This window comes from Streptomyces sp. NBC_00414 (genome assembly GCF_036038375.1).
Taxonomy (GTDB): Bacteria; Actinomycetota; Actinomycetes; order Streptomycetales; family Streptomycetaceae; genus Streptomyces.
In genome coordinates, this window is sequence record NZ_CP107935.1 from 766842 (window position 1) to 789330 (window position 22489).

Below are 22489 nucleotides of genomic sequence, written 5' to 3' on the forward strand. Positions count from 1 at the left end.
TGCGGACAGGTTGGCTGCCAGAAGTGCCACCCACAGCAGAACCTGGCACGCCGACACCGCGACGCTTCCGGTACCGGCTCCGTCGGCCACCCGCCACACGAGGTATCCGATGCTTGTGCAGAGCATCGGCCCGTAGAGTCACGGTCCCCACCGAGTGCCGGGCCTGGCCCACGACGGTACGGCTTCCGGACCTGAACGGTGTGGCATAGCGTCCCCCTGGCTCTTGGCCGGCCTCGGAGCACAGAGAGGGAAATCCCTCAGTCGGCTGCTCGGCCGGCGGCCTCACCTGCCGTACGCCCCAGTTCAGGCGTTGGCGTGACTGCCAGCGGGTGCCCTGCGCGGAGCGGCGTGATGCGCGGGCTTGTCCGCGCCCGTGCCCTGAAGGCGCCGCAGCCACAGGGATGTCACGGCCAGCAGGCCCATGAAGACCAGCGTGAAGAGAGCGGACACCCACATCTGGCGACTGCCGGGATGTTCCCAGCCCACCCAGGCGGCCGACGCCGCCCACAGCAGGACGGCGGCCGCGTAGAAGGTGCGCATCCGGTGCAACTGCCGCACGGCCCTCAGGGACATGGAGTGATCTTTCTTCGGTGCCATGCCGAGCCGTGTACCCCCGATACTCCGCGATTCACTGGTCATGCGCTCTCCTCCCCGAGAGTCCGGGACCCACCACCTGATCGCGGCTGACCGTCACGGCCTTCGAAGGCGCGTCGGACCGCGGCGCCCTCGTCCTCGACCAGCCCGGACGGATCCGGGAGTTCGAGCACGGCTCTGCAGTGCTCGCACACCGTTTCGTTCGCGGCGGGCCTGCTGCCGCACGCCTTGCAACGACGTCCCGTTTCCCGGTCGTCACCGCTGTCACTGTCAATGCCGCTGTCGCTGTCGTTCGTCGTCATGACATCTCCCGCTCGAAAATGGGTCCGCCGGCACTCGTGCGGCTGCCGGGTTCCCTGGCAGCGGGTCATGACTCCTTCGACGTCGTGTTTCGGAGGCGGCCTCGGAACCGTCCGCGCGGCGGGCTACTTGGACTCGACGCGCCCGACCGGGTCCGGGCCCGTCGTCAGCGCGTCACTCGTCGTCTGCCACGCGTCGTCACCGGGCTGGAACCTGGTGCGCAGGTAGGCCGCGGCGAGCCGTCCCACCGCGGCGACCCGCTCGGGGTTCTCGTCCGTGGTCTCGGCGACGTCGTAGCCGGCGATCCCACCGAGCCCGTGCTCGGCGTCGAACAGGGTGAGCAGGGTCTTGGGGCCGGGCGCGAGGCTGTACGGGTCCGCGTGCCAGTCCGGACCCATGTCCGTGAAGTGCCGCGAGTCGTCCTTGTCCCCGGCGACGACCAGAGCCGGTGTGGTCATCGTGGAGAAGTCGACGACCTTGAAGAACGGGATCTCCTTGGCCATGAAGCCGTTCAGTACGTCACCGCCCCTGCCGGGCGCGGCCAGCAGCACACCCGCCTTGATACGGGGCTCGGCGAGGTCCACCACCTCCCCGCTGTCGGGGTCGGTGACGCGGGCTCCCAACAGGAGACCGGCGGTGAAGCCGCCCAGCGAGTGACCCGCGACAGCGACACTCCCGTGGTCGATCCGCCCGGCGAGCTGCGGCACGGCGGCTACGATCACGTCGAGCCGGTCGAGGATGTGCGTCATGTCCTCGGCACGTGAGCGCCAGAAGAAGGGCCCGCCGGGAGCGTCTACGAGCACGCGGCTCAGCGTCCTGGAGCTGAGGTGGGTGGGCTGGAGGACGACGAACCCGTGTGCCGCCCAGAAGTCGGCGAGCGGCGCGTATCCGTGCAGCGAGGAGAGGTGGTTCGAGCCGCCGTGGCCGTGGGACAGGAGGATCACGGGCAGATCGGTGCCGGTCGCCGGTACGGAGACGCGCACCCGCAGGTCCACGGGACGTCCGGGCACGGACAGGACGACGGGGCTGTACGACAGGACGGGAACGGGCGGGCCGAGGACCGCGGCAGCATCGGTGCCAGTGCCGGTGTCGGTGAATGCGCTCATGAGGAACGGTTCCCTTCTGGGGGCCGTGCCGTCACCGGCTCCGGATCGGGCCGGACGACGGGAGGCAGTCGGGCAAGCAGGTGGCCAGACACGCCCGGTCTCGGCTAACCTGAACCGGAACGTTGCTCCACATATTATTCGGAACAGCGCTCCGCTTTGTCAACCGTGGCCGGAAGGAAACCTGGTGTCCACCGAGAGCCCCGCCGGGAAGGCGTCGGCCCGAAGCAAGCGGGCCGACGCGGTGCGCAACCAGCAGACGCTGCTCGCCGCCGCCGCCGAGGTCTTCGTCACCTCGGGCGTCGACGCGCCGATCCGCCAGATCGCCGCCAAGGCGGGTGTCGGGATGGGGACGATCTACCGTCACTTCCCGACCCGGGCGGATCTCGTCACCGCCGTCTACCGCCACCAGATCGAGGAGTGCGCGGAGGCGGGCCCACGACTGCTGGCCGAGGCCGACTCCCCCTTCGAGGCCCTCCGTCAGTGGATCGACCTCTTCGTCGACTTCCTGGTCACCAAGCACGGACTCGCCGACGCCCTCCAGTCGGACAGCAGCCGCTTCACCGCGCTGCACACCTACTTCCTCGACCGCCTGGGCCCCGTCTGCACACAACTGCTCGACGCCGCCGTCGAGTCTGGGGACATCAGGTCCGACACACAGCCCTACGAGCTGATGCGCGGTATCGGCAACCTCTGCATCGGACGCGACAGCGACCCGCGTTACGACCCGCGGCGCCTGATCGAACTACTCCTCCAAGGGCTGCGCCACCCCCGGCCGGCCTGAGCCGGACGGTCCCGTACCCCGCGACCGGACGAACCCGACCGGAGAATCCGGTGAGGTCCCGCACCCGTAACCGCGCCGGTAAGACGTCACGGCACTCCCCGGGACGTGTCACCACATCCCAAATCCCTCTGGACACAACGGAGTTGGGACCTCACCATGGTGCCGACATCGTGGCGCCCGCATCGCGGTGTCGGCGATGCGGTGGGACGACGATGCGGTGACGACAGGTCGGGCGAGCCGGACCGGGGGTGGCTGTGGGATACGAACGATTGCCGCGCGAGTACCGGATGAAGCGGTCCCGAATGCACGCCTTCCTCTGGGTGATCGCCGTCGGCACAGTGGGCATGGTGCTGCCCCTGTGGACCGCCGACGACCTGCCCGCCTCGTTCCGGTACCCCTTCCTCGCGGCGTGGGTGGCTCTCATGGGGTGGCTCTTCCACGCCACGCTGCGCTGCTCGACCGCCGCCGACATCAAGGCGATCCATGTGCGCGGCATGGTCAAGCGCAGACGGCTTGCCTGGGAGGACATCCAGGACATCCGGGCGGAGCTCAATCCGGCCTCGGCGGTCCAGAGCGGTGCCGCCAATGTCCTGGTGCACGCCTACGGCCGGGACGGCAGCAAGGTGTTGCTGCCGTTCGTCGACGACCTCCATGTGAACATCGAGCGTGAACTGGAGCTGCTGATCGGCGCGTGGGAGGAGCTGCGCGGTGAGGACTGGGCTCCCGACCCGCAGGCCGCCTTCCTCATCGACCGGCGTGATGCCCGCCAGGCGGCCCTCATGATGGGGTTCGCCGCCGTGATGCTGGCGTTCATCCCGTTGACCGTACTGATGCTGCTGCCGCTGTTCGTCGACCTGCCGGAGTGGCTCGAGCCGGCCCTGACGCCGCTCATGGTGATGGGAGTGGGGGCGCCCTTGATCTTCCTGCTGGCCGCGACGGCCTCGTACCGCAGCCGCTGGAGCAGCGGCGGCGGAGACCGGCGCCACCGCTGAGGCGACCGACCGCCGAGCGGAGCGATCAGCTGGTCGCGGGCATCGGGAAGAGCAGGCAGCTGCTGGTGGCGTGGGCGAGCAGTCGGTCGGTGGAGTCGAAGAGTTCGGCCTGCGCGAGGGCGGTGCGGCGGCCGCTGTTCAGGACGGTGCCGACAGCACGGACCTTGCCCGTGTCCACGGTGATCGGGCGCAGGAACTTCAACGAGAGGTCGAGCGAGGTGTACGCCGTGCCCTGGGGCAGCACCGACTGAACGGCGCAGCCGGCCGCCGAGTCGAGCAGCGTGGCGTAGACACCGCCGTGGACGCTTCCGATCGGGTTGTAGTGCTCCTCCCCCGGAGCCAGCACGAAGACGGCCCGGCCGTGCTCGACCTCCTCCAGGCTGAAGCCCAGGGCAGACGCGATGGGCGGGGCGGGAAGGCGTCCGGCGACGATGTCGCGCAGGAAGTCCAGGCCCGTGGCCTTTCCCACGGCTCCCGCCGAAACAGCCGGATCCTCCCAGGTGAACGTTCGCGATCTGTCCATGACTCCCTTTTCGCCTCATCCTCGCCAGCTGACTATATTTATCAAAGTTAGATAGTCCCGTTGCTGGCTGTCAATGGTGAAGCTGGCCTAGGGTCGTGACATGGAGTGGGTTGAAGTCAGTACCGAGAACTGCACCGTCCGGCGCACACTGGATGTGATCGGCGAGAAGTGGTCGCTTCTCGTGCTCCGGGACGCCATGAACGGAGTCCGGCGCTTCGACGACTTCCGGCGGCACATCGGCCTTTCGGACGCGATACTCGCGGACCGGCTGCGCAAGTTGGTCGGGGCGGGGATCCTGGACACCGTTCCCTATCAGGAGTCCGGGCGGCGTACCCGGCACGAGTACCGGCTCACGAAGAAGGGCTGGGACCTGTGGCCCGTGATGCTCGCCCTCAAGGGATGGGGAGACAGGTACACCGCCGACCCGGAGGGTCCACCGCTCGACGTCTACCACGCGGACTGCGGCGAACCGGTCCGTACGGTGGTCACCTGCGCCGACAGCCACGGCCCGCTGCGCCCCCAGGAGGCACGCACTCGGCCGGGGCCTTCCGCACAGCCGTTGTCCTGAGCCGCGGGCACAGCCTCAAGTGCGGGCTCAGGCACGGCCTCTGATACTGCCTCAGGCGCGACCTCTGGTACTGCCTCAGGCACGGCGCCTACGTCTCGCTCACGTCTCGCCGATGTCGATGGTGACCGCCGAGCGTGGGCGGCCGACACAGGCCAGGGTGTAGCCCTCGGCCTGTTGCTGTCGGGTGAGGCAGTTCGGCCGGCCCACGTCGACCTGTCCCTCGCGGAGTCTGACCAGGCACTCGCCGCAGTTGCCGACGGTGCACGAGTACGGCATCGGCAGTCCCGCGTCCAGGCCGGCGCCGAGCAACGTCTCACCCGGTTCCACGACCACGGTGCCGATCCGCTGCCCGTTCTCTTCGACGGACATCCGGTGGGGGCCTGTTGCCGTGGCCCCGGAGTCGGTGTGGGCACTGGTGTAGCTCTCGACGTGGGTCCGGCTCTCGGGGACGCCCCATTCCTTCAGGACCTCGAGGGCCGTGTCGGCGACGGCATCGGGACCGCACACGAAGTAGCGGGCACGCAGGGAGGGCGCCAACTCCTTGAGCCAGTGACGGATCGCGTCGGCTTCGAGGCGGCCACGGTCGCCGGTCCACGCCGGTGAGGGGCGGGTGAGTCGGTGTGTGACCGTCAGACGGTCCGGGTGCTGTCGCTGCAGGCGGTCCAACTCCCTCGCGAAGATGGCCTCTTCCTCTGTGCGGTTGCCGTAGAGCAGGGCCAGCCGAGTATCCGTCCGAGCGGCCAGGACCGTACGGATGATGCTCATCATCGGGGTCACCCCACTGCCTGCCGCGATCAGCACCAACTCCCCGTCGGCCGACCGCTGCTGGTCGACGCAGAAGGTGCCCGAGGGTCCGCGGATCTCCAGGGAGTCTCCCGTCTTCAGGTTTTCATGGACATGGTTCGAGAACAGCCCGTCCGAGACGCGCTTGACGGTGACCTCCAGTCGGGGCGAGCCGGGCACCGAGGAGGCCGAGTAGGCGCGCCGGACAGTCCGCCCGGCGACGTCGGTGACAAGGGTGAAGAACTGTCCGGGCCGGAAGTGCACAGGACTGCCGGGACCGACCGCGTCCTCCAACGTGACCGTGAGGGCGCTCGGCGTCTCCCGGCGCACCGCCGTGACCCGCATCCGCCGCTTCGCACCCTCCTGCCCGAGACCCGTGCCGGTGCCCGTGCCGGTGCCGGTGGCGCGCGGGGTGGATCCGGGACGCGGCGAGGAGTCCCCGTAGCCCTCCTTCTCCAGCGCCTTTCGGTATCCGAGGTCCATCAGCCATCGTGTGAATCGGGGGAAGGCGGCGAGCGGCTTGGCCAGGAAGGCGGGCGGGCCGCCCTTGACCTTCGTCGGATTGGCCGCCGCGTGCCGGGAGGCCAGAGCTATCAGGTCCGGCACCGCTCCGCGTTCCACGTGCGCGGCGGGGCTCCACAACTGCGCGCGCTCCACGACCGGGCTGGTGCGCAGGGCTGCGTCGCGGACCCTGATGACGAGTGCCGCCTGCGGTGGCGCCCCGCGCAGGGACATGGTCTCCAGCAGTGCGGGGTCGTCGGTGACGTGGGCGGTGCCGTGCAGGTGCAGCACCTCCGTACGGCCCGGGACGAGGGCGGCGAGAGCGATGCGTTCGTCCTGGAGGAGGTTGTGGAGGGTGTCGGCGCGCTGGTTGCCCTTGCGGTCGGGAAGGACGAGGGTGTGTCCGTCGAGAGCGCGGGCGAACCCGGGCTGGTCTCCGCGAGGGCTGGTGTCACCGCCTCCGGAGCTGTCACCGCTGGACAGGACCAGGAAGGGCGCGCTCCGCAGGAACTGGGCGATGCCCGGCCTGTGCAGCGGCGCCCCGGCCGTCTCCGAGGCCGGACCCGTACCGACGGCCATGTCCCTGGACGAGACCGGACCCGTACCGGCTGTGTCCCGCGCCGAGGCCGGACCCGTACCGGCCGCGGAGGCAGTTGGTGTCAAGGCCGGGGCACCGGCGTGCTGCTGCTGCCAAAGGCGTGAGCGCAGGACGGCCCGCGCGCAGTGCACGTACGCCTCCTGGACGTCGACGACCAGGAAGGCGCCGTCGTACGCGGCCAGGTTCCCGTTGAGCCGCAGCGTCTCGCCGACGCCCGGCAGCAGGAACACGAAGGAGACTCCGCTGTGCGGCGCCGGCCGCTCCGGGCGGTCTGCGGTGGCGAAGGGGACGGCGATGCGGGTCGCGGAGTCCACACGTGCGAAGCCGGGTGCGCCACCGACGAAGGTGGTCCGGCGGTCGCCGCGGCTGTCCTCGTAGCCGAGGCCCGCTATCGGGGCACGCCGGATCACCGTCGTACAGCCCTCGTCGAGCCGGTCGATCTGCTTCTTCATCACCATGGGAGAGGCACGTCCCACGGCCGCCACGACTTCCTCGACCGTCGTCATCCGGCTGATCGACGCCGGTGAGGGCGGGCCGGCGGCAGGACTGCTGTCCGGTGGGGGTGTGGAGGGCATGCGGGCTCCTTGTCACGGCTCACGCTGGCTGGGCACTGCACCGAAGACCCCGCGCCCCAGTGCCTACGCAAGGGGTAAAGGTGCAGCTCATGGCACTATTGTGAGTTCCGGCTCATGTTCTTGGCTACTCGCTTTTCGCACCCCGAAGGAGTCCCGCCGTGCCTCCCGACCACCGGCGTGTCGACCCACGTCGCAAGCCCCGTCAGGTGCGTGCCGAGCTGACTCGCGGCCGCATCCTCGCTGCCGCTGCTCACGTTTTCGCCGAGTACGGATACGCCGCCGGCACGACCAACCGCATCGCCGAGGAGGCCCGGGTCTCCATCGGCTCGCTCTACCAGTACTTCCCCAACAAGGACGCGATCCTCGCCGAGTTGCTGGTGCAGCACATCGGGGGCGGTACCACCGGCGGAACTGCCGACGGTGGCGGCGAGGACATACTCGCCATGAGCCTTCAGGACGCCCTGCGCACGCTCGTCCGCGCGACCATCGACAACCACCGGGGCGACCCGCACCTGCTGCGCATCATGCTCGAACAGGCTCCGCGTTCCTCCGGGCTCGCGGAGAAGCTGGCACGGTACGAGAAGGAGCGCGTGGCGCAGATCCGCGAGCTTCTGGAGAAGCATCCGGACGCCCACGTGCGCGACGTCGACACAGCCGCGGTGCTGATCGTGTCCACCATCGAGTTCGTCACGCACAATCTGATGTCGGAACCCCGACCGGTCGAGGCCCGGCGGCTCGAAGACGAACTCGTGACCATGCTGAGCCGCTACCTCGCCCCGTAGGACCCCGTCAGGTCTGTGGACTCCCTCGGATCTGGACTCCCTCGGATCCGCGGACTCCGTCAGGTCTGTCCGACCGGCGCCGGGCGCCTGGTCCGACAGGCGGTGGACGGCCGGTCGTACACTCGCCGCATGGGACGGACCAGCGACGCCAGGGAGAAGATCCTCGCCGCCGCGCAGTCGCTCATCGAGCTGCGTGGTTACTCGGCTCTGGGTGTGGCCGAGATCTGCAAGGCGGCCGGTGTGCCCAAGGGCAGCTTCTACTATTTCTTCGATTCCAAGGAAGCTCTCGCGCTGGCCGTGATCGACGAGCACTGGGCCGGCCAGAAGGACACCTGGGAACACATCCTCGGCACAGACACGGAACCACTGGACCGGCTGCGTCGGCTGTTCGAGGAGGCGGAGGCCGCACAGTTCGCCGGGCAGGAGAGCTGTGGCAGCGTCTCGGGGTGCCTGTTCGGGAACCTCACCCTGGAGATGAGCAATCAGACCGAGTCGGTCCGCACGCGGTTGCAGGAGATCTTCGAGGCCCAGGTCGACATGGTCGACTCGGTCGTCGCCGAGGCCCTCGGACGTCAGGAGGTCACCGTGACCGATACCCGGGAGGCCGCACGCGCGGTGGTGGCTCAGCTGGAGGGCCAGGTCCTGTTCGCCAAGCTCTACAACAACACGCGGCGGCTCGGCTCCCTGTGGGCGAACTGCCTGGCCCTGCTCGGCGCCCGCACGGTGCGTGAGGTCGCGGCCGGCGTCTGACCACCCGTGGACGGTCCGCGCGGGATCGTCTCCCACCGGCCGGCGCGGGGCCGGAACAGAGCCAGGACGGGGCCGGGGCAGCCACCCGGGCCCGGGTCACTTCACTGGCCGCGCCAGATGTTGTCGAAGGCCGCGTTCTCGATGCTCCGCCGCTGCCGTACGGCCTCCAGTTCCCGTACCGCCTCGTTGACGGCGGCCAGTACGGTCACGACCCTGTCGTCGACGAGGTTCGCGACCTCTTCGGCCGGCTCGTCGTGGACGCCGACGGCCGCCGCGAGGTAGGCGAGAACGGGCTCGCCCGACGCCCAGCGGTCGGCCGCGCGACGGCGGGCCGGTGAGTCGGTCAACCTGGTCGCCTCGCTCCGGAACGGGATCCACTGGTGGCGTGGCTCAGTGGCTTCTCCTTCCGCGCTCAGGGCGGCGAGGTAGACCGAGGACAGGCCGCGGCCCCGGCGCCACAGCCAGTCCTCGACGGACTCGTACGGTGCCTCACGGGTGAGCGCCGATGCCGCCTCGTCCAGCAGACGATCGCCATGAGTCCCCTGCGGGCCGGGCACGATGCGGTCGTCGTCCAGGGTGAGTGCCCGGGCGTCGCCGAGGTCGATCAGTTCGGCGCCCGCAAGAGCCAGCGACAGGTCGCCCTGCCCGACGGGACTGCCGGACGCCACGTCCATGGTGATGATCAGCAGGTCGCGCGGTGTGGTCATGACGGACTCCATGTCAGAGGCATCGGTGTCGGAAGCATCGGTGGTGATACGTCGTCGGGATCCAGCTTGACACCGGCGCGAGGCCGAACGCCGCAGCCGTCGCCACCACCGGCTCCCTTCACTGGGAGGCGTGGCCTCTCACCGACGTAGCATGACGAGCATGGAGCTGCGCCAACTGCGGTACTTCGTCGCGGTCGCCGAGGAGCTGAACTTCGGCCGGGCCGCCGAGCGCCTGCTGATCGCGGGGCCCTCCCTGTCACAGCAGATCAAGGCCCTCGAACGCGACCTGGGCGTGCGGCTGTTCGATCGCGACCGCCGCTCGGTGTCCCTCACCCAGGCGGGTGCGGCGCTGCTCCCCCACACCCGCGCCCTGCTGGAACGAGCCGGTGACCTCCAGCGGCGCGCGGGCCGGCTGGCCGGATCTGAACCGGTACGGCTGGGCTACGTCAACTGGCTCCCACCCGATCTCACCACCCGCGCCGCCGCGGTGGCCCAACTCCACATCGACGCGTGGATCGCGCCCTCGCACACGCAGGCCGCCCGGGTCGCCGACGGCAGCCTGGATCTCGCCGTGTGCTGGGTGCGGACCGAGGACCTGGAACAGCGCGGCCTGCACGCCCGGCTCATCGGCGCCGACCGGCTCTACGCCGTCGCGACCGGCGAGGACACGAGCAGCGTGGCAGCCCGCGACACCGCCGCTCTCCTCGACGACGACACCACCTCCTGGTCGTCCTGGAACGCCTACGCCGAACTATTGGCACGGGACACCGGGGCCCGCGCGGTACGCGTCTCCGACGGCGGCATCACCGGCCCGGCGTTCTTCGACCACGTCCGCCGCAGCAGCCGGCCCGTCATCAACTCGCCCAAGGGCCAGACCACTCCCCTGCCGCCCGACCTGGTCCGACGCCCGGTCGTCGCACCGGAGATCCACTGGACCTGGTCCCTGGTCAGGCGCGCGGGCGAAGAGCGTCCCGCGGTCCTCGCCCTCGTGGACGCCCTCTGCGACAGCGTGGGCGACCTCGGCATCCACGCCCCGGACGCCTGGCTGCCCGAGAGCGACCCGCACCGGTAGCCGGCGCTCCTCCCTGATGCCCCGCCGCACCCCTGACGTGGGCTGGAAGGCTGCGCCTACCACCAGGGAGAAAGCCGGTCCTGGCCGGAGCCCTGTTGACCTTTGACTCCCCTGGTGGAGGCGCCTACATTCCAGATAGTCGACCGGTCGGCTTTTAGATCGGTCAAGCAGCCACCTCACCCCGAAGAAGGTCATCATGAGCTCCAAGGACCAGACCCAGGACCAGAAGGTCGCCGTCATCACCGGTGCTTCGCAGGGCATCGGCGCCGGCCTCGTCGACGCCTACCGCAAGCTCGGTTACGCCGTCGTCGCCACCTCACGCACGATCGCACCCTCCGCCGACGCGGGAGTCCTCACCGTCCAGGGTGACATCGCCGACCCCGCCACCGCCGAGCGCGTGATCGCCGCCGGTGTCGAGGAGTTCGGACGTATCGACACCCTGGTCAACAACGCCGGTCTCTTCGTCGCCAAGCCCTTCACCGACTACACCGCCGACGACTACGCCGCGGTGACCGGTGTGAACCTGGCCGGCTTCTTCCGCATCACCCAGCTGGCCATCGGGCAGATGCTCGCCCAGGGCGGCGGTCACATCGTCAACATCACCACCAGCCTGGTCGACAACGCGGACTCCGACGTCCCCTCCGTGCTCGCCTCACTGACCAAGGGCGGTCTGCAGTCCGCCACGAAGTCCCTCGCCATCGAGTACGCCACCCGCGGGATCCGTACCAACGCGGTCTCCCCGGGCACCATCAGGACCCCGATGCACCCCGCGGAGACCCACGAGGCCCTCGCGGCCCTGCAGCCGGTCGGCCGGCTGGGCGAGGAGAGCGACATCGTCGACGCGGTGATCTACCTGGAGAACGCCCCGTTCGTCACCGGCGAGATCCTGCACGTCGACGGCGGCATGAGCGCGGGCCACTGACCCACCCCGCCCGTCGTGAGCCCGGCCCCCGTCCCAGTGAACAGGAGAAGCCTGATGAACAGCACGACGACCAGTGAGGCGATCCTGCGCGGTGTCCTCGACCGGTGGAAGGCCGGTGTCGACGCACATGAACCGCAGCGGGTGGCCGCTCAGTTCACCGAGGACGCGATCTTCCAGGGACTGCACCCCTACAGCGTCGGCAGGCCCGGAATCGCCGCCTACTACGACTCCCAGCCCATCGGACTGAAGGCCGACTACCGGATCCTCGAAACCCGACGGCCCGCCGACGACGTGGTGCTCGGCTACCTGGAAGTCGACTTCTCGTTCACCGACCGACCCACACTCGGCGTCAACCTCGGTGTGCTGGTGAAGCGCGAGGAGGAGGACTGGTACATCAGCTACTACCAGGTCTCCCGGCCCAGTTGAGTCGGCCTCGGTCGATTCGGCCGCAGTCGACTCAGCCACGGCTGACTCGGCTGTCGGCGCGCAGCAGCAACCTGGCGGCCACCGCCGCCCCGTCGGTACGGACCCTGCCGGCGACGGCGGTGGCGCTCGCGCGTGTCTCGGGGGTCAGGGCCGTCCTGAGCGCGGCCGACAGGGACTCGAAGGCCGGAGTCGGACCGTCGTGTGCCGCGCCGATGCCCAGGTCTGCCACACGGGAGGCGAAGTACGGCTGGTCGCCCCCTTGGGGCACCACCACCTGAGGCGCGCCGGACCAGGTGGCCGTCGTGGTCGTGCCCGCGCCGCCGTGATGCACGACGGCGGCCACCCGGCTGAACAGTGCCTGATGGTTGGCCTCACCGACGACGAAGCAGTCGTCCTGGCCGTCGATCAGGGCCAGTTCGGCCCAGCCGTGGGAGACGATCACGCGACGACCCTGAGCGCGTACCGCCTCGATGGACACCCGGGCCACGTCCTCGGGATCGCGCATGGGAATGCTGCCGAAGCCCACGTAGACCGGTGGTGTTCCGGCGTCCAGGAACGCCGACAGCCCGGCAGGGAGCGGGCGTTCGTCCGGTACGAGCCACGCTCCGGTCTGCACGACCTCCAGATCCGCCGGCCGCTGCCACGGGGCCAGGACCGGGTCGGAGGCCAGCCAGGGGCGGTCGGTGAAGACGTGGTCGCGGACGTTGTCCACGGGTGGCAGGCCGATCGACACCCGGTGGGTGTTGATCGCCTCGCCGAACACCTCTTGTGCGTCACGGGCGTCCTGGTCCCACAGCACCTGGTTGTCGGTCACGTCCGGCGCGAGGGGCCGGCCCGGTCGCGGGATCGGCGGGTGGTGCGGCGACGGCAGGCTGACCGGCTGGTGGCTGACATACACGTAGCGGATGCCCAGCTTCTCGGCCACCGACCGCACACCTGCCACGGCCGGTACCAGGCCGGTCGCGACCAGCACATCGCAGCCCTCGGCCTGCGCCATGACGTTGTCGTGGAAGGCGGCGACCAACTCGGCCGCGCGCCGGGGCACGCCGCCCGCCGTCGGTGGTGTCCTACCGGTCACCAACCGGCGCACCGACCGGCCGGTCGGCACCATCTCCACACCGATCCCGGCCAGCCGCTTCGCGAACTCCTCGTCGGGCGGCGCGCACACCCGCACCTCCGCGCCCAGTTCCCGCAGTCGCACCGCGAGTCCCACCAGTGGTTCGACGCCGCCGCGCGAGTCATAGGCCGACAACACCACACGCATTCAGTACCCCTGTTTCCGCGAATTCCGGCTTCAGCGGGAGATTCTGCGGCACCCCCGGGGCCTTGCCGCAAGCCCCCTGGTGCGCTATACGTTGAGAGTGGAAAGAGGTGATCACTCCCCTTTCCCTGAATCCCTCGGTCCTCTCAGCACGCTCGGTCCTCTCAGCACGCTCGGATCGCTCGTCGCTCGGATCGCTCGAAGTCCCCGGAGCGTCCGCCCCGCCGACCGGTCGGCGGGGTGCCACCGGCGTGTCTCCAACCCCTGATTACTCACGAGTGCTGTGTCACACCTGTGTGCGACTATCGCCTCAACGACCGATGACCCAGGGGGGTTTCATGTTGGACGGCAACTTCCGCCTGTCCGCGAGACGCAGACGGGCGGCCGCGTCACCGGCCGTGTTCGCCGCTCTCGTCGCACTGTTCGCCTCACTGTTGATCCTGCCCGGAGCCGGCACCGCCGTGGCCGCCGGTGCGGTGGCACCTGATGCCGCTGCCGCAGACGAGGAGTGCGCACCGCTCGCGCTCGCGCCCTTCGGCGATCCGGGCAACGCCGTCGGCAAGGCGAGCGTCGCACCCGATTCGAGCGTCTGTTACACCGTCACCATCGAGGCTGCCGGCCTCTATCTGGCCCCGGCGGTCGACGCCGGCGGCAACAAGATGACCAGGGAACTGCTCGCCGCCGACGGCAGTCAGGTCGACTGCCATGGCGACAGCTACACCACGAACGACATGTGCGCGGTGCCCGCCGCCGGCACCTACACGCTGAAGGTGCTGAACACCGGCTGGGAGGACGAGACCACCTCGGTCACCTTGGTACCGCTCGGCTCGACGCGGGGCTGCGCGGACAAGGTCGGCACCGACTGGGACCAGCCGGAAGCCGGCCGTACGACCGTGAGCCCGGTCGAGGTCGACTGCCAGCCCTTCGAAGGGAAGCGCGGCGACCGGGTCCGGCTCACGCACGGCTCCAAGTCGTCCGGCGAATCACTCGCCTGGATCACCGACGGGACCGGTGCCCGCATCTGCGAACGCTTTCCGGAGGACGACGAGGACAGCTGCGTCCTTCCCGGCGACGGCCCCTATCGCGCGATCTCCACCGTCCGGCAGGCGTCGGGCGGCTTCCCCGCCGAGTACGCGGTGAAGGTGCGCCGGCTCAGTGACCCGCGGGGCTGCACCGCGGCCCCGGTCCGCCCTTACGGCCCGCTGGAACAGCAGGACTTCGTCGTCAACCCGTGCTTCACGTTCACGGCCGACGCGGCAGGCCCGTACACCGTGCACTCCGTGGACGAGGAGCGTGAGGTCGGCGTGGCCCGGGTGTACGACGCGGCCGGGCTGAGTGTGTGCCGGTACGGGGCCGACCCGTGCACGGTCAAGACGCCGGGCACCTACACGGCCGTCCTCGACGGCACCTACCCCTTCCGCACCGCCCGTGCCGACCTGATCGTCCTCGACCGGGCTTCCGACGCCGGTTGCCTGTCGGCCGGAACAGGCCTGTACGAGGGCGAGTTGACCACGGCGGGGCAGTACGACTGTCTGACGCTGGACGTTCCGCAGGGCGCCAGGATCGCCGCGCTGACCGCGCTCTCCTCCACCGGAGTGGACGCCGACGTGGAGGTCCTCGACCGGGCCGGAAAGAGCCAGTGCGGCGCGAGCGACCTGGCCGGCGGCTACTGCGCGCTGACCGGTGCGGCGCCCTACCGGGCACTGATGCACACCACGGACAACGGTGACGACGCGACGGGCCCGTACGCGGTGGCGTTCCATCGCACCGACGCGGCGAACGACTGCCCCGTACTGCCCGCGGGCAGCTTCTCGGCCGACGGCGCCAAGGCCACGCTGACCACCGGCGACGGCACCTTCTCGCACTGCCTGAGTGTTCCGGCGGGCGCACACACGAAGTCCGAGCTGTTCCAACTGACCGCCGCCTCGGGCGATGTGGCGGCGAAGTTCTCGGTACTGGACGACACCGGCAAGAAGGTCTGCGAGCGCGCTGCCGGCACCGACGTCTGGACGCTGTGCCCGCTGACCCCGGGCGCGGCCCACACCGTGCTCGTCACCGGCCGCGACCAGGCCGCCACCTACACGCTGGCCAGGCGTGACGTCACCTCGACCGCCTCCTCGGCGGGCTGTGCGAAAACCGGTGCCTCGAAGGTCGGCGGCCCGTCCGTCCTCGGTTCCTACGGCGCCCCCGGCACCCTGAACTGCCACCAGGTCACCACCGACGCGGCCACCGACGTCCTGCACCTCGACGTACGGGACGCTCTGGGCACCGCCAACATCGTCGTCTTCGGCGGTGACGGCGCCGCCGAGTGCTCGTTCCGCAACCGCTCCTGCGCGGCCACCGGCTCCACCACCCACCAGGTCGTGGTGCAGACTCCGGCCACGCTGAAGGCGGCACCCGAGTACCACCTGGACGCCCTGCGTATCGCGACCGCGGACGGCCCGGCACCCGAGTGCGCCAAGGTCCCGTCCGTGTCGTACGGCTACGGGCCCGTCACCGGCACGCTCGACGAGTCGCACAGCGCGGTGTGCGCGGTCCTGCCCACCGCGGGTCTCGACCGCTTCAGCGCCGAGATCACGGACACCACCGGCGCCACCACCACCGCGGTGCCGGCCCTGTACGACAGCGCCTGGAACAACGGCTGCACGCAGTCGTCCTCCGGCAGTCAGTGCTCGGTGGGCGGTTCGTCCTCGGCCGCAAGCCCGACCGTGTTCGTGCTCGGGCTGCCGGAGAAGGCGTCCAGCACCGCCTACAGCGCCAAACTGGTCTGCTCCTACACGCTGTGCGGCCCGGACAGGGTGAGTGTCACGGCGGTCGGCCCTGCCACCGGGGCCACCGGCGGCAAGGTCACGCTCACGGTGACGGGCACCGCGCTGCCCGCGAGCGCCACGGTACGGCTGACCCAGAGCGGCAGGACGCTCACCGCCACGACGCAGTCGGTCTCCGCCGACAACCGGACACTGACCGCGGCCCTCGATCTGACAGGCGCCGCGACCGGCGTCTGGAACGTCAGTGTGTTCGCGGGCTGCTGCGAGTTCCAGCGCGGCACGTTCACGGTCACGGCGGCCGCTAAGTGACCTGACGCGGCTGAGCCGACGGAGGAGGGGGTGGCACCGGGCCGCCCCCTCCTTCTGTTCACACCACAGGCTCCGCCTGTGAACCAGCGCTTCCGTGGCTGCCGCCCATCAGTCGGTACATGCCGATCGAGTCATGTGTGGCGGTGTCGGCGAAGCCGAACTTCTCGTAGAGGAAGCGCGCGGGTCCGTCCGCGATCAGTGAGACGTAGGCGGTGGCGGGTGCCCGGCGTTCCAGTTCCTCGGTGAGCGCGGCCATGATGCGTCTGCCGAGGCCGCGCCCCTGATGTGCCGGGTGCACGCAGATGTCGACGATCTGGAACGCCGTACCGCCGTCGCCGATGACGCGCCCCATACCAATGGGCTCCCCCGCATGCTCCAGGACGACTCCGTACCAGGTATTGGGCAGCGCGAGCGCAACCGCTTCCGGGTCCTTGTCCGAGAGGCCGGCGTCGGTGCGCAGGCGGCGGAAGACCTCGACGGAGGGCACACCCGCACACACCTCGTAAGGGTTACTATCGGTAGTCATGCATTACATGCTAGCGCTCCCCCCACGTGCGCGAGCAGCCTCGAACAGAGCGGGATCGTGGGCGCACACCACCATGAGCCGCCCCTCGCCCCCTTCGCCTTCGCCTTCGCGGAGTGCGGCGAGGCGGGCCTGGTTGGCTCGCAGCGCCTTGATGTCGTGCGCGACGAGGCGCTCCTGGATCCGCAGCGAGGCCGGGACGCGGGAGGCGGCGTCGAGGGTGCCCGGGTGGTAGAACGCGTCTCCGCAGTGCAGGACCCAGTGGTCGCCGGCGTCGACCGCGACGGCGGCGTGACCTCTGGTGTGGCCCGGCATCGGCACCAGCACGATGCCGTCGTCGATCGCGGTGAGCTGCTCGGCGGCGGCGAACCCCCGCCACTGTTCTCCGGTCGCGTCGTGCCGGACCAGTTTCGGATGGTGGGACAGCTGCGTGCGCCTGTACCGACTCTTCTCCAGTGATGTGGCCGGCGACAGGGCCCCACGTGCTTCCGCCGCCGTGACGTGCACCTGTGCGTCCGGGAAGTCCGCGAGTCCGCCGATGTGGTCCAGGTCGAAGTGGGTCACCACGATGTGGGTGACGTCTTCCGCGCGGAAGCCGAGCTGTCCGATCTGGTGCAGCGCCGTCTCGTGGGGGTCGAGAGCCGGGCGGACGACATGGCGCACACCGCCGAGGCGTCGGGCCGGTTCGGCGATGTCCTTCGTCCCGAAGCCGGAGTCGACGAGGACCAGCCCTCTGCCGGTCTCGACCAGGAGGACGTGGCAGACGAGCGGGGCGCCGGGCAGTCGCATCGTCCCGCAGTTGAGGTGATGGACCTTCACCCGAGAGCCTCCTTGCCGAATGCCGCGGGGCGGATCACTTGACGAAGTCCGGCGGGGTGGTGTCGAGAAGCCGCGGATCGGGTGCGCCGCCCGCCATGGACAGGACTCCCTTGACGATGCGGGCCAGCTTGAGCAGGCCGCTCGGCTTGCGTCTGTCGACACCTGCGAGCAGTTGTTTGAGGATGGTCAGCTGGTCGAAGTAGATCCGCTCGGTGACGAGGTTCTCGTTCTCGTCGAAGATGAAGTACGCGTTCATGCGGGTGCGGTGTTCGGCGCCGGTGGGCGGGATCTTGCCGAGGGGTCCGAGGTGTGTCCCCAGCAGCCAGAACTCGACGATGACGGCGTCGGCACTGTGACGGAACGCGATGATCTCGTGGTGCTGGTCGGGAAAGGCGACCCGTGTGTCGTCGTAGTACGCGCGCACGTCCGAGTCGCCGTCGTGCACCTTCATCAGCGCGATGAGTTCGTAGTGCGGGTGCGGGAAGGTGGACAGGGCGGCGTCCCAGTCCTGGGCCACCTCGTCGCGGAAGTGGTCGAGGACGAGTGCCTCCCGGGCGCGGAGCACGGACTCGTCGGGCAGAACGAAGCGGTTCATGTGCGGGGCTCGCTAACGGGTGTGGGTGATGGCGTGATGGCTGAAGGTCGGTTTCGTGCCGGGGTTCGTCCAGGCGCCCGTCAGCTCGCTGGACGGAAAGAACTGCAGGAAGCGCGGGTCCTGTTGGCTCGGGTCGGCGAGCGTCTTCTCCAGGACGACCGAGTTGTACTGGTCGGCCGTGGTCTCGATGGTGTTGGCGTTGAGGACGGCCTCGTACTCCCACTCGCGGCTCCACCTGGCCACCCCCGGGAGCTTCGAGTGTTCCGGCGTCAGGCACTCGGCGGCGATGACGTTCTCGCTGCTGACCCAGATGCCGGTGGAGGTGTTGACGACCAGGCTCTGGTTGCCGAACACATGGCCCGGTGTCTTCACGACGGCGACCCCGGGGCCGAGGACGACGGAGCCCTCGATCGGGAGGAACGCCTCCGGCGGGACGTCCCGGTAGGCGGCGGGCTGGTACCAGGGCCTCTGCAGCGGATGCAGCTCGGCCATGCCCGCGAGCTCGTCACGCTGCACGATGACCTTGGCGTTCGGGAAAGCCGCTTCCGGCCGGCCGCCGAGGTCGTCCTGGTACGTCGTCGTGCCCACCCAGCGCCGTAGATCCTGCGTGTGGAGATGGTCGAAGAGCAGGTAGTCGACGTCCTGCGGCGCGATGCCCAGCCTGGCGAGATGCTCCGGGACCGTGGCGTGCCGGGTCAGCATCAGGCGGGCGACCGCGGCCGGTGTCCGCCGGGCGAGCCGGTCGAAGTACGGGGTGTACTGGCCCAGTTGTACGTCACTGGGCTCGAACAGCAGCACCCGGGCCCGGCCGTCGGTCTCCCGCCAGCGGATGACGAGCATGCGGTTGGTGATCGACAGGAACGGCGCGACGGCTCGGGAGGCCCGGAAGAGACCGAACCGCGTCGGGTAGGGCAGCGTGACCAGATCGCAGGTGGTGATGCTGTCGGGCGTACCCGTCGTCGCGAACTCGCGCTTGAACCTGGCTCCCTCGACGCGGGCCGCGGCCAGCCGTGCTCCCGGCCCTCCGGGTGTCCGGCTCTGGTCGGTGAGCGAGTCGACCGGGGTGCCGATGCCCGGCAGGTCGGCCACGTTCGTCGTGTTCCACGGGAAGGCCCGCATGCCGGTCTCCATCGGTCGCCATCGTCCTGCATCTGCCTGCTTCGGCCTGCACTGGTTAATCCCACGTCGTGGGTATAGCGCAACACGGTTATAGTCCACACCGTGGGTTTACGCAAGAATGAGGCATGATGGAGTCGTGACAACTCGGACGGCACCCGCCGACAGCCAGCCTGGAACCCCGCCCCGGCGCGGCCGGCCCCGCAAGGGCTCCTCCACGCTGACCAGGGACGCCGTCGTCGCGGCCGCGATCTCCGTCATCGACGACGAGGGCGTCGAGGGCGTCAGCATGCGCACGGTGGCCCGGCGTCTGGGGGTCGACCCGAAGAGCCTCTACAACTACGTCGACGGCAAGGACAACCTCCTCGACGCGGTCGCCGAGCACATCCTGGTCGGGGTGGCGCTCCCGGAGCCGACGGGGGCGCTCGACGCGGACCTGCGCGCCATCGGAAGGACGTTCCGAGCCGCCACCCTCGCGCACCCCCGCGCCGGAGCCCTCGTACTGACCCGGCAGCTGTCGTCCTCGGCCGGCCTGCAGCCCGTCGCCACGGTGCTGTCGGTGCTGCGCACCGCCGGCTGCGGACCGGAGGAGGCGGTGCACCTGCTCAGGACACTGCTGGCCTCGGTCATCGGGACCCTGCTGCGCGAGGTCGCCGCGGGTCCGACCTTCGGGGTGGTCGGCCCCGAGGCCACGGCGACCCGGCAGCGCGACCTTGAGGCCTCACAGCTGCCCGTGCTCGTCGAAGCCGCTCCTCATCTGGCCCGGTTCCGTCACGACGAGGAGTTCGAGTACGCGCTCGATCTGATCGTCACCGCCGTCACGAGGAAGGTCGACGAGGGCCACCTCCGATGAACTCTCGCGCGCGTCACGGGTGACGACCGGATCGCGAGTCAGATTCGGGGCGCGAGCCAGGATCGGGGCACGGGTCAGGATCGGGGCACGGGTCAGGACCGGGTCCACGCGTCAGGGCGGGGTCACGCGTGGGGATTCGGACGCGGTGTCACCAGGCCGCCCTGGTGGGCGATGACGACGAGTTGCCCGGTCATGGGCATGGAGGCATGGCCCGCTGGATGTGGCTGCGCATGGTCAGCGGGCTCAGGACGAGCTGTTCGGCGATCTCCGTGTCGGAGTTGCCGTGCGCGGCCGGGGCGGTGACCTCGCGTTCGCGTTCGGTCAGGGCCTTGAGGATGTCGGGGAGAGCCGGGAGGGCGTCGGCGTGCGGGGCTGCCAGGAAGCGGATGATGAGCGACCGCGTGGCGGCGGGCGAGAGCAGGGCCTCCCCGGCGGCCACGGTGCGGATGCCGGACAGCAGGACCTCGGGGCTGACGCCCTTGCCGAGGAAGCCGCCGGCACCGGCGCGCAGGGCCTTGGCGACGTTCTCGTCGTTCTCGTCGCTCTCGTCGTTCTCGTCGCTCTCGTCGTTCTCGTCGCTCTCGAAAGTGGTGAGCACGAGGATGCGGGTCGCGGACAGCTCCGGCCGCGCGCAGATGGCCGCGGTGGCCGACACCCCGTCCACGTTCGGCATGCGGATGTCCATGATGACCACGTCGGGGCGATGGGTCACCGCGAGGTCGACGGCCTCCTGTCCGTCGGCGGCCTCCGCCACGACGGTCATGTCGGCGACCGACTCGATGGTGTCGCGCTCGTCGGTCGCGGTCACCTTCCGGCCGTCGGGCGCGATGAACACGATCTGCGCGGTGGCGCCGTCGGCGGACGAGCCGGGGAAGCGCTCGCCGATCGGCTCGAAGGCCTTCTGCGCCTCGATGCCGGGCATGAAGGAGGTGGTGTCCTCGGATGCCGCGGGAGCCGTGACGGCTCCGGCTCCGGCGGCGCCGACGATCGCCACCCACAGAAGGGTCACCAGCCGGCGCCGCCGAAAGGCGGTCCGGCCCAGCCGACAGAGCAAGGTAGCCACGAGAAACGGGTCTCCGGGTCTGGGTTCGAGTAGGTGACCGGCCTGGTGTGCGGGGGTGCGGCGCGGCATCGTGCGACTGCCGGCGATGCCATCTGGTGGCCAGGCATCAGATGCCGCGTCCGTCTCCTCCTTCAGTAGGAGGGGGCGCTGCTCCACGAGCGTGACCGCGTCCCGCGCCGACGCCGCACAGGGCGCTTTGCGCACATGTGCCGGGGAAAGCGTTTTCATCCGTCGTGGTTCTTCGCGATTCGTCCTTCGTGGGGGCACTTCCGGGGAACTACTGCCGCGCTCCCGGCGTCAAACGTATCGGGCTTGCCACCCCGGCGCATTGCGCCGGATTCTGACGACACCTGAGCACGCCGCGCATTCGCCCTCCCTGCACCGTGCGACGAATGCCCGTTGAGCCGCTGACCATTTGGGGACTATTCGCAGTGACCACCGTAATTGTGCAGCTTTCCGACGCCGTCGTCCGCCACTCCGACGGCCCCCGGCCCGAGCCGCGTCTGGTCCGCCTGAGCCCGGGTCAGAGCGCCGAGTTCGGGCGTGGGAGGCCCGGGACACCGCTGCCGATACCCTTGCGCGACCCCGCGGTGTCGCGGTGCGCCGGACAGGTCACCGCCGTGGAGGACTACTGGCGTCTTTCCAATTACAGTGCTGAGGCCACGTATGTCGTGGAGAACCTCGAAGGGGCAGGGGAACACATCCGCGTCGCACCGGGACGTATTGGTGCACCCGTCCCGTTCGAGCTGTCCCGGGTAATTCTGCCCGCCGTCGAAACTCCCATGGAATTCAAGGTGTTCGCGCCCCAGCACGCGTATGCGGAAGCCGGGTGCGAGACCCCTGCCGGAGAACCGACCACGAGCCCCTTCTCGCTGAACCCCACGTCCAAGTATTTCCTGGTGCTGCTGGCCCTGTGCGAACCGCGGCTGCGCTCCTCGTCGAGCGCGGCCGTCCCCGGCGTGGGCGAGGTTCTCGAACGGCTGCGACCGCTGCCGAGTTGCCAAGAGCTGACCCGCTCCGCGCTCAATTACCACATCGACTATCTCGCCGACACCAAGCTGCGGCTGCGGGAGGGCCCGGGAGGCTCCTACGGCGAGGCGGGTGGCAAGCGCGAACGGCTGGTCAGCCTCGCACTGCGCTTCAATCTGGTCCGCGAAGAGCACTTGGCTCTGCTCCCTCCAGCCGTCAGACGCTGAACCGAA

22 protein-coding genes are annotated in these 22489 nt (G+C 69.8%); 11 read left to right on the forward strand and 11 right to left on the reverse strand.

Annotated features, from left to right (window positions below; translation table 11 throughout):
* Positions 1–303 precede the first annotated feature (303 nt).
* Together OHS59_RS03355 and OHS59_RS03360 are read right to left on the reverse strand one after the other, a co-directional pair.
* A complete protein-coding gene (locus tag OHS59_RS03355; RefSeq protein ID WP_328491869.1) occupies positions 304–597 on the reverse strand; it encodes a hypothetical protein in 294 nt (97 codons plus the stop codon).
* Positions 598–1019: 422 nt separating this feature from the next.
* Positions 1020–2000 carry an alpha/beta hydrolase family protein gene (locus tag OHS59_RS03360; RefSeq protein ID WP_328491870.1) on the reverse strand — a complete coding sequence of 327 codons (981 nt, stop codon included), beginning with the start codon at positions 1998–2000 and terminating at the stop codon, positions 1020–1022.
* Positions 2001–2184: 184 nt separating this feature from the next.
* Between OHS59_RS03360 and OHS59_RS03365 the strand changes: the two genes are divergently transcribed.
* The gene (locus tag OHS59_RS03365) at positions 2185–2781 is read left to right on the forward strand and encodes a TetR/AcrR family transcriptional regulator (RefSeq protein ID WP_328491871.1); all 597 of its coding nucleotides are present in this window, start codon (positions 2185–2187) and stop codon (positions 2779–2781) included.
* 302 nt (positions 2782–3083) lie between these two features.
* A complete protein-coding gene (locus tag OHS59_RS03370; RefSeq protein WP_328491872.1) occupies positions 3084–3773 on the forward strand; it encodes a PH domain-containing protein in 690 nt (229 codons plus the stop codon).
* 25 nt (positions 3774–3798) lie between these two features.
* Here OHS59_RS03370 and OHS59_RS03375 read toward each other — a convergent pair whose 3' ends face one another.
* Positions 3799–4296: a PaaI family thioesterase gene (locus tag OHS59_RS03375; protein WP_328491873.1), complete on the reverse strand. Its 498-nt coding sequence runs from the start codon at positions 4294–4296 to the stop codon at positions 3799–3801.
* 100 nt (positions 4297–4396) lie between these two features.
* Between OHS59_RS03375 and OHS59_RS03380 the strand changes: the two genes are divergently transcribed.
* Complete coding sequence (locus OHS59_RS03380; RefSeq protein ID WP_328491874.1) at positions 4397–4864, forward strand: winged helix-turn-helix transcriptional regulator; 468 nt, start codon at positions 4397–4399, stop codon at positions 4862–4864.
* A gap of 99 nt (positions 4865–4963) precedes the next feature.
* Here the strand turns inward: OHS59_RS03380 and OHS59_RS03385 are convergent, their stop codons facing one another.
* The gene (locus tag OHS59_RS03385; RefSeq protein WP_328491875.1) at positions 4964–7321 is read right to left on the reverse strand and encodes a 2Fe-2S iron-sulfur cluster-binding protein; all 2358 of its coding nucleotides are present in this window, start codon (positions 7319–7321) and stop codon (positions 4964–4966) included.
* Positions 7322–7479: 158 nt separating this feature from the next.
* Between OHS59_RS03385 and OHS59_RS03390 the strand changes: the two genes are divergently transcribed.
* Both OHS59_RS03390 and OHS59_RS03395 read left to right on the forward strand, forming a co-directional pair.
* Positions 7480–8103, forward strand: a complete 624-nt coding sequence (locus tag OHS59_RS03390; protein WP_328491876.1) for a TetR/AcrR family transcriptional regulator — start codon at positions 7480–7482, stop codon at positions 8101–8103.
* A 129-nt stretch (positions 8104–8232) separates the two neighbouring features.
* Positions 8233–8853 (forward strand): TetR/AcrR family transcriptional regulator, encoded by a 621-nt coding sequence (locus OHS59_RS03395; RefSeq protein WP_328491877.1) that lies wholly within the window; start codon positions 8233–8235, stop codon positions 8851–8853.
* A gap of 101 nt (positions 8854–8954) precedes the next feature.
* Here the strand turns inward: OHS59_RS03395 and OHS59_RS03400 are convergent, their stop codons facing one another.
* Positions 8955–9560: a GOLPH3/VPS74 family protein gene (locus OHS59_RS03400; protein WP_328491878.1), complete on the reverse strand. Its 606-nt coding sequence runs from the start codon at positions 9558–9560 to the stop codon at positions 8955–8957.
* A gap of 151 nt (positions 9561–9711) precedes the next feature.
* Here OHS59_RS03400 and OHS59_RS03405 point away from each other — a divergent pair, with 151 nt between their 5' ends.
* The 3 genes from OHS59_RS03405 to OHS59_RS03415 all read left to right on the forward strand — a co-directional run bounded on the left by OHS59_RS03405 (position 9712) and on the right by OHS59_RS03415 (position 11980).
* Positions 9712–10632, forward strand: coding sequence for a LysR family transcriptional regulator (locus OHS59_RS03405; RefSeq protein ID WP_328491879.1), 921 nt, complete (start codon positions 9712–9714; stop codon positions 10630–10632).
* Between the two features lie 196 nt (positions 10633–10828).
* On the forward strand, positions 10829–11554 hold the full coding sequence (locus tag OHS59_RS03410; RefSeq protein ID WP_328491880.1) for an SDR family NAD(P)-dependent oxidoreductase: 726 nt from the start codon (positions 10829–10831) through the stop codon (positions 11552–11554).
* 54 nt (positions 11555–11608) lie between these two features.
* Positions 11609–11980 (forward strand): hypothetical protein, encoded by a 372-nt coding sequence (locus tag OHS59_RS03415; RefSeq protein ID WP_328491881.1) that lies wholly within the window; start codon positions 11609–11611, stop codon positions 11978–11980.
* A 31-nt stretch (positions 11981–12011) separates the two neighbouring features.
* Here OHS59_RS03415 and OHS59_RS03420 read toward each other — a convergent pair whose 3' ends face one another.
* Positions 12012–13244 (reverse strand): glycosyltransferase, encoded by a 1233-nt coding sequence (locus OHS59_RS03420; protein WP_328491882.1) that lies wholly within the window; start codon positions 13242–13244, stop codon positions 12012–12014.
* 335 nt (positions 13245–13579) lie between these two features.
* On the opposite strand from OHS59_RS03420, the gene OHS59_RS03425 reads away from it, so the two are divergent.
* Entirely contained in the window at positions 13580–16318 is a 2739-nt protein-coding gene (locus OHS59_RS03425; RefSeq protein ID WP_328491883.1) for a Tat pathway signal protein, read from the forward strand.
* Positions 16319–16376: 58 nt separating this feature from the next.
* On the opposite strand, the gene OHS59_RS03430 is transcribed toward OHS59_RS03425, so the two are convergent.
* The 4 genes from OHS59_RS03430 to OHS59_RS03445 are packed head-to-tail and all read right to left on the reverse strand — an operon-like array spanning position 16377 to position 19374.
* Positions 16377–16844 carry a GNAT family N-acetyltransferase gene (locus OHS59_RS03430; protein ID WP_328491884.1) on the reverse strand — a complete coding sequence of 156 codons (468 nt, stop codon included), beginning with the start codon at positions 16842–16844 and terminating at the stop codon, positions 16377–16379.
* 3 nt (positions 16845–16847) lie between these two features.
* Complete coding sequence (locus OHS59_RS03435) at positions 16848–17660, reverse strand: MBL fold metallo-hydrolase (RefSeq protein WP_328491885.1); 813 nt, start codon at positions 17658–17660, stop codon at positions 16848–16850.
* Positions 17661–17694: 34 nt separating this feature from the next.
* Complete coding sequence (locus OHS59_RS03440; RefSeq protein ID WP_328491886.1) at positions 17695–18255, reverse strand: ester cyclase; 561 nt, start codon at positions 18253–18255, stop codon at positions 17695–17697.
* A gap of 12 nt (positions 18256–18267) precedes the next feature.
* Positions 18268–19374 (reverse strand): hypothetical protein, encoded by a 1107-nt coding sequence (locus OHS59_RS03445; protein ID WP_328491887.1) that lies wholly within the window; start codon positions 19372–19374, stop codon positions 18268–18270.
* A gap of 136 nt (positions 19375–19510) precedes the next feature.
* On the opposite strand from OHS59_RS03445, the gene OHS59_RS03450 reads away from it, so the two are divergent.
* On the forward strand, positions 19511–20224 hold the full coding sequence (locus OHS59_RS03450) for a TetR/AcrR family transcriptional regulator (protein WP_328491888.1): 714 nt from the start codon (positions 19511–19513) through the stop codon (positions 20222–20224).
* Between the two features lie 190 nt (positions 20225–20414).
* Here OHS59_RS03450 and OHS59_RS03455 read toward each other — a convergent pair whose 3' ends face one another.
* Positions 20415–21233, reverse strand: coding sequence for a response regulator transcription factor (locus OHS59_RS03455; protein ID WP_328491889.1), 819 nt, complete (start codon positions 21231–21233; stop codon positions 20415–20417).
* Positions 21234–21718: 485 nt separating this feature from the next.
* On the opposite strand from OHS59_RS03455, the gene OHS59_RS03460 reads away from it, so the two are divergent.
* Positions 21719–22483 carry a serine/threonine protein kinase gene (locus OHS59_RS03460; RefSeq protein WP_328499039.1) on the forward strand — a complete coding sequence of 255 codons (765 nt, stop codon included), beginning with the start codon at positions 21719–21721 and terminating at the stop codon, positions 22481–22483.
* The last annotated feature ends 6 nt before the right edge of the window (positions 22484–22489 follow it).